The organism is Massilia polaris, from assembly GCF_012927275.1.
GTDB lineage: Bacteria > Pseudomonadota > Gammaproteobacteria > Burkholderiales > Burkholderiaceae_D > Telluria_A > Telluria_A polaris.
Genome location: NZ_JABBGG010000001.1, coordinates 514,179 through 530,364 on the forward strand (window position 1 = coordinate 514,179; position 16,186 = coordinate 530,364).

At 66.9% G+C, this 16,186-nt stretch carries 8 protein-coding genes; 6 read left to right on the forward strand and 2 right to left on the reverse strand.

Going from position 1 to position 16,186, the window contains the following annotated elements:
* The first annotated feature begins 94 nt into the window (after positions 1 to 94).
* Entirely contained in the window at positions 95 to 835 is a 741-nt protein-coding gene (locus HHL21_RS02435; RefSeq protein ID WP_229495873.1) for a helix-turn-helix transcriptional regulator, read from the forward strand.
* On the opposite strand, the gene HHL21_RS02440 is transcribed toward HHL21_RS02435, so the two are convergent.
* Positions 798 to 1,070 carry a helix-turn-helix domain-containing protein gene (locus HHL21_RS02440; protein WP_370659653.1) on the reverse strand — a complete coding sequence of 91 codons (273 nt, stop codon included), beginning with the start codon at positions 1,068 to 1,070 and terminating at the stop codon, positions 798 to 800. The two genes, HHL21_RS02435 and HHL21_RS02440, sit on opposite strands and share 38 nt — an antisense overlap.
* Positions 1,071 to 1,210: 140 nt before the next feature.
* Between HHL21_RS02440 and HHL21_RS02445 the strand changes: the two genes are divergently transcribed.
* Entirely contained in the window at positions 1,211 to 1,798 is a 588-nt protein-coding gene (locus tag HHL21_RS02445; RefSeq protein ID WP_169463645.1) for an acyl-homoserine-lactone synthase, read from the forward strand.
* Between the two features lie 58 nt (positions 1,799 to 1,856).
* Here HHL21_RS02445 and HHL21_RS02450 read toward each other — a convergent pair whose 3' ends face one another.
* Positions 1,857 to 3,944 (reverse strand): prolyl oligopeptidase family serine peptidase, encoded by a 2,088-nt coding sequence (locus HHL21_RS02450; protein WP_169463646.1) that lies wholly within the window; start codon positions 3,942 to 3,944, stop codon positions 1,857 to 1,859.
* A 181-nt stretch (positions 3,945 to 4,125) separates the two neighbouring features.
* Here HHL21_RS02450 and HHL21_RS02455 point away from each other — a divergent pair, with 181 nt between their 5' ends.
* From HHL21_RS02455 to recD, 4 genes are all read left to right on the forward strand, one after another.
* The gene (locus tag HHL21_RS02455) at positions 4,126 to 7,167 is read left to right on the forward strand and encodes a CHASE domain-containing hybrid sensor histidine kinase/response regulator family protein (RefSeq protein ID WP_169463647.1); all 3,042 of its coding nucleotides are present in this window, start codon (positions 4,126 to 4,128) and stop codon (positions 7,165 to 7,167) included.
* A 69-nt stretch (positions 7,168 to 7,236) separates the two neighbouring features.
* Positions 7,237 to 10,617, forward strand: a complete 3,381-nt coding sequence (gene recC, locus HHL21_RS02460) for an exodeoxyribonuclease V subunit gamma (RefSeq protein WP_169463648.1) — start codon at positions 7,237 to 7,239, stop codon at positions 10,615 to 10,617.
* Positions 10,614 to 14,243 carry an exodeoxyribonuclease V subunit beta gene (gene recB / locus HHL21_RS02465; protein ID WP_169463649.1) on the forward strand — a complete coding sequence of 1,210 codons (3,630 nt, stop codon included), beginning with the start codon at positions 10,614 to 10,616 and terminating at the stop codon, positions 14,241 to 14,243. Before recC ends, recB begins: the two co-directional genes overlap by 4 nt.
* On the forward strand, positions 14,240 to 16,165 hold the full coding sequence (gene recD, locus HHL21_RS02470; protein WP_169463650.1) for an exodeoxyribonuclease V subunit alpha: 1,926 nt from the start codon (positions 14,240 to 14,242) through the stop codon (positions 16,163 to 16,165). Before recB ends, recD begins: the two co-directional genes overlap by 4 nt.
* Positions 16,166 to 16,186 lie beyond the last annotated feature (21 nt).

The following is a 16,186-nucleotide window of genomic DNA, read 5'->3' on the forward strand; positions in this document are numbered from 1 at the left end:
TGATCCTGGGGTTATTGGCCATTGAGTTTCGGTTATGCTTGGACTAGCATCCCGGACTAGAAGTATTTATCAGGCATGTTTTTGGAGAGGTTTCATGGTTGAAATGGACCAGCTGACACGGTTGTTGGGGTGCAAGGACGAGGCCGCCTGGCGCGAGACCCTGTTCGCGCTCGCCAGGCGGCAGGGGTTCGACCAGGTGCTGTATGGCGTCGTGGGCTCGCGCCAGGAAAAGCTGGAGTCGGCTTTCGTGCAGAGTAATTATTCGAGCAGCTGGCGCGACCGCTACGACGCCGACCGTTTGCATTATGTCGACCCGACCGTGACGCACTGCCTGGCTAGTTCGCTGCCGATCATCTGGGAGCCTGCTACCTTCAGCGGCCCGCGCCAGCAGGAATTTTATGAAGAAGCCTGCGGCCACGGCATCCGTTCCGGCATCACCTTCCCGATCCACGGCCCGAACGGCGAGTTCGGCGTGGTCAGCTTCGCCTCGGACGCCATTCCCGATCCGCATGAGGCGGTCCACGCCATGGCCGGGCTGTCGCTGATCCGCGATTATGCCTTCGAATCCTCGCGCAAATTCGTCAGCCCGCAGCTGCCGCCGGAGGAGCGCCCGCGCCTGACGCGGCGCGAGCTGGAGGTGCTGAACTGGGTCATGGTCGGCAAGTCGTCATGGGAAATCTCGAAGATCACCAACTGCTCCGAAGCCACGGTTAATTTTCACATTGGTAACGTGCGCCAGAAGTTCGGCGTCAGTACCCGCCAGCAGGCCCTCGTGAAGGCCATCGGCATGGGCATCATCACCCCGGAAGATCACCATCGCTCAGCTTGCCGTTGAGGTAGAGCTTGACCAGGATTGCCACCGGCGCCGGAATCCCGAGGCCGGTCTCGAAACGGCTGCCGCTTGACTGGGTCACGCCGAACCGTCCCCAAAACTTCTCCTGGCTCTCGCGCTTGCTGATGCGGAATCGCTTCAGTTCGCTGCTATGCAGTGCACCGGATCCACTGCTGCTGTCGTCGGAAACGGTGCGCTGGTCCATGTCCCGTTCCTGATACGTGAAATCCTGATTCATTCTGCATTCCTTTGTGAAAAAAGGCAGTATTCCACCTTCGGCGTTCCCAGCCACCTAGCAATCCTGATAGTTATCAAATTATCGAATCTGCATGATTCTTTTATGCGCGCTGCATAAATTTTCGATAGCGAGGTGACACCATGGCACTGCAAATTCGTATCGCGGCACGACGTGATTTCAAATCCAGGGACTTGTGGGAAATGCATTCCCTGCGGGCCAAGGTCTTCAAGGACCGGCTTGGCTGGGAGGTTCCGGTGCTGAGCGGGATGGAGATCGACGGCTACGACGCACTCGAACCGATGTACATGATGATCCGCGAAGCAGGCGGGCCGCTGCGCGGCTGCTGGCGCCTGCTGCCGACCGACGGGCCGTACATGCTGAAGGATTCGTTCGCCCAGCTGCTGCACGGCCAGCAGGCGCCGCACCACCCGCGCATCTGGGAACTGAGCCGCTTCGCCATCGAAACCGAAAACAGCGGTCCGTTTGGCTTTTCCGAGATCACGATGGAGTCGATCGCCGAAGTGATCGCCTACGGCTACCACGAAGGCATCGACCAGTACGTCACCGTGACCACCACGGCGATCGAGCGCATGCTGCGCCGCGCCGGCGTCGTGACGCGGCGCTTCGGCGAGCCGTTGAAGATCGGGATCGAGACCGCGGTGGCCCTGTACGTTGACGTCGCCGCTACCCACGAAGCGATGGCAGAACGGCGCCGGATGGCGTCGTAGCGGGGCGCTCGCCCGGCGGCCAATGCGGCGCCGGACGGCGCGCGCAGGTGCGCCGCGCTTACTTCAGTTGCTTAAGCAGGAAGGAATACGTCAACGCCCACATCTGCGCCTGCTGGTCGTTGTTGGCCGCGCCGGCGTGGCCGCCCTCGGTATTTTCCCAATACAGCACGTCGTGGCCCTGTTCCTGCATCTTCGCGACCATCTTGCGCGCATGGCCGGGATGGACCCGGTCGTCGCGCGTCGAGGTGGTAAACAGCACGCGCGGATAGCGCTTGTCGGCGAACACGTTGTGGTACGGCGAATAGCGCGCGATGTAGCTCCACTGCGCCGGATCGTCCGGGTCGCCGTATTCGTCCATCCAGGACGCACCTGCCAGCAGCTTGTGGTAGCGCTGCATGTCCAGCAGCGGCACCTGCGACACCACCGCGTTGAACAGGTCCGGACGCTGGGTCATCACGGCGCCGACCAGCAGGCCGCCGTTACTGCCGCCCATGATCCCGAGGTGGCGCGGGCTGGTCACCTTGCGGCGGACCAGGTCCTGGGCCACCGAGATGAAGTCGTCGAACGCGCGCTGGCGCTGGTCCTTCAGCGCGGCCTGGTGCCAGCGCGGCCCGAACTCGCCGCCGCCGCGGATATTCGCCAGCACATACACGCCGCCCTGGGCCAGCCATGCTTCGCCGGCCACCGAACTGTAGGAAGGCTTGAGCGACACTTCGAAACCGCCGTAGCCATACAGGACGGTCGGGTTCTTGCCGTTCATCTTCGCGTCTTTGCGCATCACGACAAAGTACGGGACTTTGGCGCCGTCCTTCGACTTCGCCTCGAACTGGCGCACCGTGTAGGGCGCCGCGTCGAAAAAGGCCGGCATCGACTTGAGCAGCGCGCGGCGGTCGTCGCCAACCTGGCCGAGGTAGAGCGTGGTCGGGGTCAGGAAGTCGGTGACGCTCAGGAAGTACTGGTCCGAGGCGATCGAATCGACCGCCGTCACGCCGAGCGCGCCGAAGGCCGGCGCGTCGACCGCGCGGCGCTGCCATTTTCCGTCGACGTGGCGCAGTTCGACCAGGCGGTTGCGGACCTTGTCGAGTTCATTGACCAGCAGCGCGCTGCGGGTCACCGCCACGCCGTCGAGCGAGCGGGTGGGCGAGGGCGCGAACAGCACCTCGAATTCGCGCCCGCCCTTCATGAAGTCCCTGAAACCGGTCGCCAGCAGCGCTCCCTGGGGATAGGTGGTGGCGCCGACGGTCCAGTCGGAGCGCAGCTCCAGCACCAGCTGGTCGCGCACCGTGTAGGCGTTGGCATCGTCCGGCTTGGGGACGCGTACCAGCTGGCCGCCTTCGCGCACGAACATCTCGCTGGTGTAGAAGGTCACCTGGCGTTCGACGAATTCATTCTCGTGGCCCGGCGTGAAATCCTTCCAGCCGCTGGCGGCCAGGTCGCCGGTGTTCGCTTCGTACACCAGGCGGGCGTCAAGCAGCGGCGCGCCGCGCTTCCATTCCTTGACGATGCGCGGGTAGCCGGAAGTGGTCATCGAGCCGGGGCCGAAGTCGGTATTGACAAACACCGTGTCGCGGTCGATCCAGCTGGCGCCGCCTTTCGCTTCCGGCAGCACGAAGCCGTCCCTGACGAAGCTGCGGGCTTTGAGGTCGTATTCGCGCACCACATGGGCGTCGCCGCCGCCGCGCGACAGCGCGACCAGGCAGCGCTCGCCGCTCGGCTTGAGGCAGGATGCCCCGGCCCACACCCAGTTTTCTTTTTCGTCCCTGGCCAGCAGGTCGACGTCGATCACGGTTTCCCATGCCGGTTCGGGCTGCTGGAACGATGCCAGCGTGGTGCGGCGCCAGATGCCGCGCACGTGGGTGGCGTCGCGCCAGAAGTTGTAGGCGTACTCGCCATGCATGGTCACGAACGGGATGCGCTCCCTGGCGTTGAGGATGGTCCTCAGGCGCGCGTGCAGGGCCGGGAAGCGCGCTCCCGCCTCCAGCTCCTTGCGCGCGGCCGCGTTGCGCTGTCCGACCCACGCCAGCGCGCCGGCGCCGTCGACTTCTTCCAGCCACAGGTATTGGTCGGCCGCGGCGGACGGATGTTGCGCGCGCGCGCCAGCCAGCGCGGCCAGTCCCAGCAGGATCCCGGTTGCCACTTTTTTCATGGTTGTTCTTTCAATTTTGCGATTTTTCGTTCTGGCAATATGCACCCGACGGAACAGGTCGTCAATCCCGCCGGCGTGCGGATTTGCTACAGGCCGCCTTGGTTCGGACGCGGCATTAATAGTATGCTTCGAGATACATCATTACACGGGCGCAACTGAGCCCGGACCGAGGCAGCCTCCAATGAACGATGCGATTCCGCGCAGCATACGCAATCCGGTGACGGGTGGTGCGGCGTCGCGCGCGCTGCTTCTTGGCGCCGGCCTGGTGCTGTCGATGATCGTCGGCGCGCTGCTGTACATGGGCGCGCTGCGGACCGCCGATGCGGACGCACGCATGCGCTTCGACGGCGTGGCGCGCAGCGCGCAGTACGCGCTGTCGGCGCGGATCAAGACCTATGCCGACGTCCTGCGCGGCATGGCGGCGGTATTCCGCACCCACGCCGCGCCGCTGACCCGCGTGCAGTTCCACGACTACATTTCATCGCTCGACCTGGCGGCCAACTATCCCGCCATCGAAGGCGCCAGCTACGCCGTGCACGTGACCGATGCGCAGCGCGAGGCCTTCGTCGCGTCGGTACGCGCCGACCGTAGCGTGGCGCCGGAGGGCTACCCGAATTTCGACATCACGCCGCCCGGCCGCCGGCCCGACTACTTTGTACTGACCTATATCGAGCCGATGGCCATGCTGGCCGAGAAATTCGGCACCGATATCGGCGCGCGGCAGCCGGTTTTCAAGGCGCTGGAGCGTTCACGCGACACCGGCCAGCTTGGCGCGTCGGGACATCCGATCCTGGTCAGCAAACCGACCCCGCATATCGGCCTCGGCATGCGCATGCCGGTGTACCGCACCGGCGCACCGCTTGACAATGTCGAAGACAGGCGCCGCGCTTACCTTGGCTCGGTGGGGGTCAGTTTTGCCGTGCCTGCGCTGATTCACGGGACGCTCAACGAACTGGCGGTCCCTGGCGTGAAGCTGTCCTTGTACAGCGCCACCACGCCGGGCGTCGGCACGACGCAAATCGAACCGGGCGACACCCTGCTGTTCAACGACGCCGGCGCCCTCGGCACGGCCGAACGCGACCAGTACGTCGAGGCGGTGCTGCCGGTGGACTTCAACGGCCTGAAATGGAAAGCGCAGTTCAGGGTCAGGAAGAGCGACGTGTATACGACCTTCGACCGCTACTTCCCGCAAGTGGCGCTGGTGACCGGGTTTGCCGGCACCATGCTGATCTACGCATTCTTCTTCACCCTGTATTCGTCGCGCCGCAGCGCCGTCGAACACCGCGCGCTGCTCGATTCGGTCCTCAACAGCGTCGACGCGCACGTGTATATGAAGGACCGCGAGCGCCGCTACATCTACGTCAACGCCAGGACCGCCGAGGTGATGGGACGTCGCGCCGAGGAGATCATCGGGCTGCGCGACGCCGACCTGATGGGGCAGCGCCAGGCGGACATGTTCTGGGAACAGGACCAGGCGATCTTCGAGCTTGGCGTACGCCAGGCCGGGCAGGGCGAGTTCGTGCGGCCCGACGGCGAAGTGCGCCAGCTGTGGACCGTGAAGGCGCCGGTCAAGGTCGACGGCCAGGTCGCCGCCGTCATCGGCCTGTCCACCGACGTCACCGAGCTGCATGAGCTGAAAGCGCAGGCCGATGCGGCCAACCGCGCCAAGAGCAACTTCCTGTCGAACATGAGCCACGAGATCCGCACGCCGATGAACAGCATCATCGGCATGTCGCACCTGGCGCTCAAGTCGGTCACGCATCCGAAACAGCGCGATTACCTCGAGAAGATATTCCACTCGAGCCAGCACCTGCTGGGCATCATCAACGATATCCTCGATTTCTCCAAGATCGAGGCCGGCAAGCTTGACCTGGAAGTGCTCGACTTCGACATCTGGACGCTGATGCAGAACATCTCGGCCCAGCTGGGCGACGTGGCCGCGCACAAGGGGCTGACGCTGGAATTCGACATCGCACCGGGACTGTCGCACCAACTGCGCGGCGATCCCTTGCGCCTCGAGCAGGTGCTGCTGAACTTCACCAGCAATGCGATCAAGTTCTCCGAGAACGGCGCGGTGCGCATCTGCGCGCACCGGCTGGAAGAGAACGAGGGCGAAGTGTTGGTCCGCTTCGAAGTGCGCGACAAGGGCATCGGCATGAGCGAGGATGAACTGGCGGACCTGTTCCAGTCGTTCCACCAGGCCGACCCGTCGACCACGCGCAAGTACGGCGGCACCGGCCTCGGCCTCGTCATCAGCAAGCAGCTGGCGGAGCTGATGGGCGGCGACGTCGGCGCCGAGAGCGTGCCGGGCAAGGGCAGCACCTTCTGGTTCACCGCGCGGCTGGGCAAGTGCGCGACCTTCCTGCCAAGCGGGCCGCAGCAAGTGCAGCAGTCGGTGCTCGACGAGATCCGCGACGCGTATATCCTGCTGGTCGAGGACAACCCGTTCAGCCAGCAGGTCGGCCAGGAGCTGCTGGAGGACGTCGATGCGACGGTCGTCATCGCCAACAACGGCAAGGAGGCGATCGACATGATGCTCAAGGAGCGGTTCGACTGCGTGCTGATGGACGTCCAGATGCCGGTGATGGACGGTTTCGAGGCGACGCGAATGATCCGCTCCGACCCGCGCATGTCCGACACGCTGGTGATCGCCATGACGGCCAACGCCGGCAAGGAAGACCGCGAGCGCTGCATCGAGGCGGGCATGGACGAATTCGTGACTAAGCCGATCGCGCCCAACCTGCTGTTCGAGACCATCGCGCGCTGCCTGGCGTCGCGGCCGCGCCGGCTGGGACGGCGGCGCGCGCCGCAGCCGGCCGCGCAGGCGCCGACGCGCATGACGGCGGCGCCGCTGGTATCGATCGATCCGGGCATGCTCGACTTGGGCGCGCTGTCGACGACGTTCGGCGGCAACCCGGCCAAGATGCGCAAGTACGCCTTCATGTTCCTCGACTCGGCGCGCGACGGCCTTGCCGAACTGGGGCAGGCGCTGGACCGCGCCGACGGCGAGCGCGTCTCCGACCTCGGGCACCGGATCAAATCGTCGGCGCGGGCGGTTGGTGCGACCAGCTTCGGCCAGCTTTGCCTGGCGCTTGAGACAATGCGCGGGAACTACGAACCTGACCATGCGCGCGACCTGGTGGCGCGCATGTATGCGCTGCTCGAACAGCTGGAGCGCCACATCGCGCAGGAGCTTACCGTGACAGAGGAAGATGGCGTTTAGGAGGGCGGGCACGCTTCCGCCGCCGGCGTAAAAAGAGTATCCTGTGCGGTCCCGTCCAATCGCCACACCATGCCTTCACCCGTAACGCCCGGCCTGCTCATTTTGCACGGCAACCAGATGGAACAACTGCGCGCCGCCGTATTCGGATGGCTGCGTAACAATCCGCTCGCCCCGCTGGAGCCGGAAACCATGCTGGTGCAGTCGAATGGCGTCGCCGAGTGGCTGAAGATCGCGCTGGCCGAAGAACTGGGCGTGTGCGCCGCCACCCGCGTGGCGCTGCCCGCGCGCTTTTTGTGGGAGGCTTACCGCGGCATGCTGGGACGCGAGCGCGTCCCGAGCCAGTCCCCGTTCGACAAGGGCCCGCTGACCTGGCGCCTGATGCGGTTGCTGCCGTCGCTGCTGTCCGATCCTGTATTCCAGCCGCTGTGCCATTTCCTCGGCGACGGCGACCCGGAGCGCCGCCTGCAGCTGGCCGAGCGCCTGTCGGACCTGTTCGACCAATACCAGGTGTACCGCGCCGACTGGCTGTCCGACTGGGCCGCCGGGCGCGACCAGCTGCGCAACGCGCGCGGCGAAGCGGTGCCGCTGTCGCCCGACCAGCGCTGGCAGGGACAGCTCTGGCGTGCGGTGATCGACAGCGTGCCGGAACATATGCGCGGCACCGGGCGCGCCACCATCCACGAACAGTTTGTGCAGGCCAGCGGCCAGGGCCTCGCACCGTCCGGACGGCTGCCGCGCCGCGTCGTGCTGTTCGGCATATCCGCCTTGCCGTACCAGACCTTGCAGGCAGTGGCCGCGCTGTCGCGCTACACCCAGGTGCTGCTGGCGGTGCCGAATCCGTGCCAGTTCTACTGGGGCGACATCATCGAAGGGCGCGACCTGCTGACCGCCGCGCGCAAGCGCCAGGGCGCGCGCGCCGGCGTCGACCTGTCCGCCATCCCGCTGGAAGAAATGCACGCGCACAGCCACCCCTTGCTGGCAAGCTGGGGACGGCAGGGCCGCGACTTCGTGCGCATGCTCGACGAATTCGACAGCGGTGAACAGGAGCGCTTCGAGAACGTGCGCATCGACCTGTTCAGCGAAGGCGAGGGCGCCAACCTGCTGGCCCAGGTGCAGGCCGCCGTGCGCGACATGGTCCCGGTGAAGGACCATGAACGCGCGCGCCCCGGCGCGGATGACCGTTCGATCGAATTCGCGATCGCCCACAGCGTGCAGCGCGAGGTCGAGGTGCTGCACGACCAGTTGCTGTCGTGGTTCGAGCGCGACGCCGCCTTGCGCCCGCGCGACGTGGTGGTCATGGTGCCGGACATCGACACCTTCTCGGCGGCGATCCACGCGGTGTTCGACCAGCACAAGCGCAGCGACCCGCGTTTCATCCCGTTCGAGATTGGCGACGTCAAGGACCGCAGCGTCAATCCGCTGCTGGTCGCCGTCGAATGGCTGCTGCGCCTGCCGCAGCAGCGTTGCCGCCAGAGCGAAGTGCGCGACCTGCTCGACGTTCCGGCGGTCGCGGCGCGCTTCGGCCTCGATGCCGCCGACCTGCCGACGCTGGGACAGTGGATTGAAGGCGCCAGCGTGCGCTGGGGGCTGGACCAGGAGCACCGGGACGGTCTCGGACTGGGTTCGGCGGGCGAACAGAATGCGTGGATCTTCGGCGTGCGCCGGATGCTGCTCGGTTACGCCAGCGGGGCGGGTGCGAACTTCCGCGATATCGAGCCCTACCCGGAAGTGGGCGGGCTCGATGCCGCGCTGGCCGGGTCGCTGGCGCAGCTGATCGAAACGCTGCTGGAGTGGCGCGCCGTGCTGTCCTCCTCGCGCACGCCGCGCGAATGGGGTGAGCGCGCGCGGGCACTGCTCGCCGCCTTCTTCAAGCCCGAAGACGAGGGCGACCGGCTGAGCGTGGCGCAGCTGAACGACGCGCTGCAAGGCTGGCTTGAAACCGTCGAGAACGCGGGCTACGACGAAAAAGTGCCGCTGGCGGTGCTGCGTGAAGCGTGGCTCGGCGCACTCGACGAGCCGACCCTGAACCACCAGTTCGTGTCCGGCGGCGTGACCTTCTGCACCTTGATGCCGATGCGCGCGGTGCCTTTCCGCGTGGTGTGCCTGCTCGGCATGAACGACGGCGACTTCCCGCGCCGCGCGCGCCAGGCCGACTTCGACCTGCTGGCGCTGCCCGGCATGGCGCGGCCCGGCGACCGCTCGCGCCGCGACGACGACCGTTACCTGATGCTCGAAGCCGTGCTGGCGGCCCGCGACAAGCTGTATATCAGCTGGGTCGGGCGCAACGTGCGCGATAACAGCGAGCAGCCGGCGTCGGTGCTGGTGTCGCAGCTGCGCGACTACCTTGGCGCGGGCTGGGAAGTCGATCCGGATGCGCTGACCACCGTGCACGCGCTGCAGCCGTTCAGCCGGCGCTATTTCGAGGAAGGCGGCTTGCTGACCTATGCGGGTGAATGGCGCGCCGCGCACGGCGCTGGCGGCGGCGAAGGCGAGCAGGCATTGCCGCCGTACGAACTCGAGTCCGACTACCGCCTGAAGCTGCGCGAACTCGCGGACTTCCTGCGCCAGCCCTCGCGCCATTTCTTCCGGCGCCGCCTTGGCGTCTCGTTTGCCGAACCTGACCTGCTGGGTGAGGACGAAGAACCGTTCTCGCTCGATGCGCTCGAACGCTACTTCCTCGAAGACAGCCTGCTGGACGATGGCAGCGAACAGGAAGCGCGCGATGACGTGCAGGCCGTACTGGAGGCGCGCGCGCAGCGCCTGGCGCGCGAAGGCGTGCTGCCGATCGGCCTGGTGGGCGAGCTTTGGCAGGAGCAGCTGGTCATGGGGCTGGTGCCGGTACGCAGCGCGTGGCTGGGGCTGTGTTCGCGTTTCCGGGACGACGCGCCCAAGCTCGCGTTGAGCCTCGATTTCGACGGCATCCATCTTGACGACTGGATCGACAAGCTGCGCGCCGGTGAAGGAGGGACAGTCTGGCTGATGCAGATGTCCTCGCGCGTACTGAATAAAAAGCGCGCGCTGCGCGGCGACAAACTGATGGGCGCGTGGCTGCGCCAGCTGGCCGCTGCCGCCTCCGGCGTCGAAGTCACAGGCTACCTGGTCGGGCGCGACGCGATCGTGACGATGGCGCCGCTGGACCAGTCGCTTGCGCGCACCCAGCTTGGCGCATTGGTCGCGCTGTGGCGCCGCAATCTCGACAAGCCGCTGCCGGTGGCCTGCAAGACCGCGCTGGCGCTGGTCCAGGGCGGCGACCCGCGCGCCACCTACAACGGCGGTTTCGAACTGAGCGGCGAAGTCGCGGACGAGTGCCTCGCGCGTTTGTGGCCGGACTTTGCGGCGCTGGCCTCCGAACCGGAATGGTTCGACTGCGCCCAAACGATGTACGGGCCGCTGGCCGAATGGATCGAACAGCACGTCCAGGTCCAGGCGCTCGATAAGGATGAAGCATGAAGCTTGAAGCGCTTACTTTTCCGCTGCACGGCTCGCGCCTGATCGAAGCCAGCGCCGGCACCGGCAAGACCTGGACCATCGCCGCGCTGTACCTGCGGCTGGTGCTCGGGCACGGCGGCGCCGATGGCTTCGCGCGCCCGCTGCTGCCATCCGAGATCCTGGTGATGACCTTTACGCGCGCCGCGACGCGCGAGCTGTCGAACCGGGTGCGCGAGCGCCTGGTCGAAGCGGCGGCGTATTTCCGCGGCGAGCGTGAACTGGACGATCCTTTCCTGGCCAGCCTGGCCCAGGCCTGCGACAGCAATGGCGGGCGGCAGCTTGCCGCGCACCGCCTGGTGCTCGCGGCCGAGACGATGGACGAGGCGGCGATCTTCACGATCGACGCCTGGTGCCAGCGCATGCTGCGCGAGCACGCGTTCGACAGCGGCAGCCTGTTCGACGAAGAGCTGGTCAGCGACGAGCAGGCGCTGTTCGAGGACGCGGCGCATGACTACTGGCGCCAGAACGTCTACCCGCTCAAGAGCGAGGCGCTTTCCAGCCTGCTGGACTGCTGGCCGAATGTCGGGGCGCTGAAGCAATCGGTGCGCGAGCTGGTGCGCCGGGTCGAGCTGCTCGGCCCATCGTCCGGTGAATCGTTGACGGGATTGATCGCGCGCGTGCAAAGCGAGCAGCAGGTGGCGCTCGCACAGCTGAAGCAGGGCTGGTTCGACCGCGCCAATGACATGGAACGCTGGATCGCGGGCCAGCGCGACGCCGCGCCGAAATGCTTCAATGGTAACAAGCTGCGCCCGGATTCGCTGGTCAAATGGTTCGACGCGCTGCGCGCCTGGGCCGGCGACCCGGTGATGCTGATGCCGGACCTGAACGACACCGCGTGGCACCGGCTGACGCCGGACGGCATCATCGACGCCTGCAGCAAAGGCTTTATCGCGGACGTTCCCGGGTGTTTTGAATTCACCACAGCGCTGTGGGAGGCGCTGAAGGCAATCGATCCGCTGTCGCACGCGCTTTACCGCCATGCGGCAGCCAGCATCGCGCTGCGCATGGCGGAGCTGAAGCGGCGCGGCCGCCAGTTCGGCTTTGCCGACATGCTCGACCGCCTGAAGGCGGCGCTGGAAGGCCCGAATGGCGCAGCGCTGCGCAAGCGCATCACCGACCAGTTCCCGGTGGCGATGGTCGACGAATTCCAGGATACGTCGCCCGACCAGTACCGCATTTTCAACCTGCTGTACCGCGTCGCCGACAACGACAGCGGCCACGGGCTGTTCCTGATCGGCGACCCGAAGCAGTCGATCTACGGCTTCCGCGGCGCCGACATCCACAGCTACCTGTCCGCGCGCACCGCGACCGGCGGGCGCCATTACCAGCTCGGGACCAACTACCGTTCGACGGCCGCGCTGGTGGAGGCGGTCAACCGCCTGTTCCTGCACGCCGAAGGGCATGGCGATAACTGCGGCTACGCGGCCGGCGCCTTCCGCTTCCGCAAGGGCGACGTCAACCCGCTGCCATTCGATGCGGTCGGCGCAACCGACAAGTCGCAGAAGCTGGTTGGCGTCGACGGGCCGTACCAGGCGCTCGCGGTCTGCTGCACCGAGCGCGACGACCTGCGCGCCGACGACTACCGCGACTTTTTTGCGCACCACTGCGCCGAGCATATCGTCGGCGTGCTGAACGACCCGCAGGCCGGGTTCGACGAGAACGGCACGTTCACGCGCCTGGTCCCGGCGAATATCGCCATCCTGGTGCGCGACCGGCGCGAGGCCGCCGCGATCCGCAATGCGCTGGCCCGGCGCAAGGTCGCCAGCGTCTACCTGTCCGACAAGGACTCGGTGCTCGACAGCGACGAGGCGGCGGACCTGCTGCGCTGGCTGCACGCGGTCGCCAATCCCCTCGACGGTTCGCTGGCGCGGGCGGCGTTCGCTACCCGCACCGCCGGCCTGCCGCTGGCCGAGCTGGCGCGCCTGTCGGCCGACGAGCTGGAATGGGAAGTGCGCGTCGAGCAGCTCAAGGCGCTGCACACCGTGTGGCAGCGCCAGGGCGTGCTGGCCATGCTGCGCCGCCTCATCCACGAACTTGGACTGCCTTCCGCCCTGCTGCGCGAGGCGGGCGGCGAACGCCGCCTGACCAACCTGCTGCACCTGGCCGAGCTGCTGCAGTCGGCCAGCAGCCAGCTCGATGGCGAGCAGGCGCTGATCCGCTGGTTCGCCGAGCAGGTGGCGGGGCAGGGCGAGAGCAGCGACGAGCGCGTGCTGCGCCTCGAGAGCGATGCCGACCTGGTCAAGGTGGTCACGGTGCACAAGTCGAAAGGCCTTGAGTACCCGCTGGTGTACCTGCCGTTCGCGGTCACCGCGCGCAAGACCGACCGCCGTCACCGCAGCTTCTTCGAATTCGTCACGGCCGACGGCGTGCGCCGCATCGACCTGGCGCTGTCGGACGAGGCGTTGAACGCGGTCGACCGCGGCCGTATCGAAGAAGACCTGCGCCTGCTGTACGTGGCGCTGACCCGGGCGCGCCACTTCCTGTGGCTGGGCGTGGCTGCCGTCGCCGCGCCAAAAGGCGGGACCAACCGCCTGCACGATTCGGCGCTCGGCTACCTGCTCGGTGGCGGCAATCCGATAGCCGCGGCCGACCTGCGCGCTCATTGGGAGCGGCTGCGCGGCGATACCGAGGCGATCGAGCTGCATACGCTGGACGCGCCGGGAGGCGTGACGATGCTGGAGCGCGCCGATGTGCGTCCAGGCCTGGTCGACGCCGCGCTTTTCGACGGCGACTTCGAGCGCAACTGGTCGGTCGGTTCGTTCACGTCGCTGACGCGCCAGACCAGTGCGGCGCCGATGCGCGCGCAGGAAGAAACGCTGCTCGAAGAAACCGATGCGACGCCGCTCGTTCGCACTGAAGACGCGCCATGGCACCGGTTCCCGCGCGGCTCCGTGCCCGGTAATTTCCTGCACGAGCAGCTCGAGTGGATGGCGCAGGAAGGCTTCGCCGTCGTCGATGACGCCCATTTCGCGGCACGGCTCGCGCAGCGCTGCGAACGCGCGGGCTGGGCCAACCGCCAGGACGACGCCATCGCCTGGCTGCGCGAGGTAGCTATCACAACGCTGCCGCAGCTTGGAGTGCCGCTGTCGGCGCTAACGAGCGTGCTGCCCGAGATGGAGTTCTGGTTCCCGAGCGACCACCTGCGCTCCGGTGAGCTGGACCGCCTTTGCCGCACGCACCTGCTGGGCGACACCTCGCGGCCTGTGCTGCCCGAGCGCCAGCTGCACGGCATGCTGAAAGGCTTTGCCGACCTGGTATTCGAACATGAGGGGCGCTACTGGGTGCTGGATTACAAATCGAATGCACTGGGACCGGGCGATGCCGCCTATACGCGCGCGGCAATGGCAGGCGGGATGGCGGCGCACCGCTACGACATCCAGGGGGCGATCTACATGCTTGCACTGCACCGGCTGCTCAAAAGCCGCCTGGGCGACGAGTACGACCCGGCACGCCAGCTAGGCGGCGCGATCTTCCTGTTCCTGCGCGGGATTGCGAACGAGAAGACGCGCGGCTGCTACCTGATCGAACCTGACATCCAGCTGCTCGACGGGCTCGACGCCTTGCTCGGCGCACCGGAGACCGCATGAAGAACGATATGCCGCAATCCGAACTTTGGAACCAGGTCGCCGTCCTGACCGAGGCGGGCGAGATGCGCCGCCTGTCCGGCGTCTTCGCGCGCTTTGTCGCGTCGCTTGGCAGCGGCTCGCCCGCGCTGATGGTCGCCTGCCTGGTGCTGTCAGAGCTCGAAGGGCGCGGCCACAGCTGCCTCGTGCTGGACGACCTCGCTGCCGGGCCGCACGCGCTGCTGGGGTGGACCGCCGACCAGTGGAATGAACTCGCTGCCGCAGCCGGAACACTGCCGCGCACTGCCAGGGGATGGGGCGAGCAGCTGACCGCGGCCGAACAGGTCTGGCATGTGGGCGATTTCGACTTCGACCAGCCGCTGGTGCTCGATGGCGGCCGCCTTTACCTGCGCCGCTACTGGCGCGATGAGACGCTGGTGGCCGAAACGATCCGCACCCGCGCCGCGCAGGTGCGCGAAGTCGACGTGCTGAAAGTGCGCGAGGAGGTCGGCACGCTGTTCGCCTCCGGCCGGCGCGACCAGGCGCCCGACTGGCAGAAGCTGGCGTGCACGATCGCACTGCGCGGGTCGGTCTCGATCATCACCGGCGGACCGGGCACCGGCAAGACCTACACGGTGGCGCGCCTGATCGCGCTGCTGTTTGCGACCTCCGGCGACGCCCGCCACCTGCGCATCGCGCTGGCTGCGCCGACCGGCAAGGCGGCCGCGCGCCTGAAGCAGTCGATCGACAAGGCGCTGGGCGAGCTGGCCGACAAGGTCGGCGATGCGCTGCCCTTGAAGGAACTGGCCGCGCGCATGGGCGCGGCGCGGACCCTCCATAGCCTGCTCGGCGCACGTCCCGACACTCGCTCGTTCGCGCACAACAAGGGCAACCCGCTCGACGTGGACGTGCTGATCGTCGACGAGGCCTCGATGGTGCACCTTGAAATGATGGCCAGCCTGCTCGACGCGCTGCCGCCGCACGCGACGCTGGTACTCCTTGGCGACAAGGACCAGCTGGCGTCGGTGGAGGCGGGCGCGGTGCTGGGCGATCTGTGCCACGATGCCCAGGCCGGCGGCTATACGCAGGCGACGCTGGATTACGCGCTGGCCGCGAGTGGCGAAGCGATTCCTCCTGATTACACCGGAACCGGCGGGCCGCTGGTCCAGCAGACCGTCATGCTGCGCCACAGCCGCCGCTTCGGCGGCCCGATCGGCCAGCTTGCGCTCGCGGTCAACGCGGGCGATGTCGAGCGGTCCCACGAGGTGCTGCGCGCCGGCGACAGCGCGGTCGAGTGGATTGAGCACGCCCTCCAGCACCATGTGGTGCAACTGGCGCTGGACGGCTACACGCCTTACCTGTCGGCGGTTGCGGACGGCGGCGGCTCGGGCGATGAGGCCTGGATACGCGGCGTGCTGCACCGGTTCGAGGCGTTCCGCATCCTGTGCGCGGTGCGCGAAGGCGAGTGGGGCGTTGAAGGACTGAATGGCGCGATCGAGCAGAAGCTGGAAAGCGGGGGACTGATCCGCCGCCGCGGCGAATGGTACGTCGGGCGCCCGGTGATGGTGACGCGGAACGACTATGGCACCGGCGTGTTCAACGGCGATATCGGCCTGACCTTGAACGACCCGGCGCGGCCAGGCTCGTTGCGCGTGTACTTCCTGGAAGGCGACAGGGTGCGCAGCGTGCTGGCGACCCGGCTTCGCAACGTGGAGACGGCGTATGCGATGACGGTCCACAAATCGCAGGGATCGGAGTTCCGCCATACGGTGATGGCGTTGCCGCGCGACGGCAAGATGCTCGCGCGCGAGTTGGTCTACACCGGCATTACACGCGCGAGTGAGAAGTTCACCCTGGTGTCTCCCGCCAGTGCCGTGCTGGGGGAGGCGATCTTGCGCAGGACGCAGCGCGCCAGCGGATTGCGCGAACTAATCGCGCGACCATAAAAAAACCGGGACCCGTCCCGG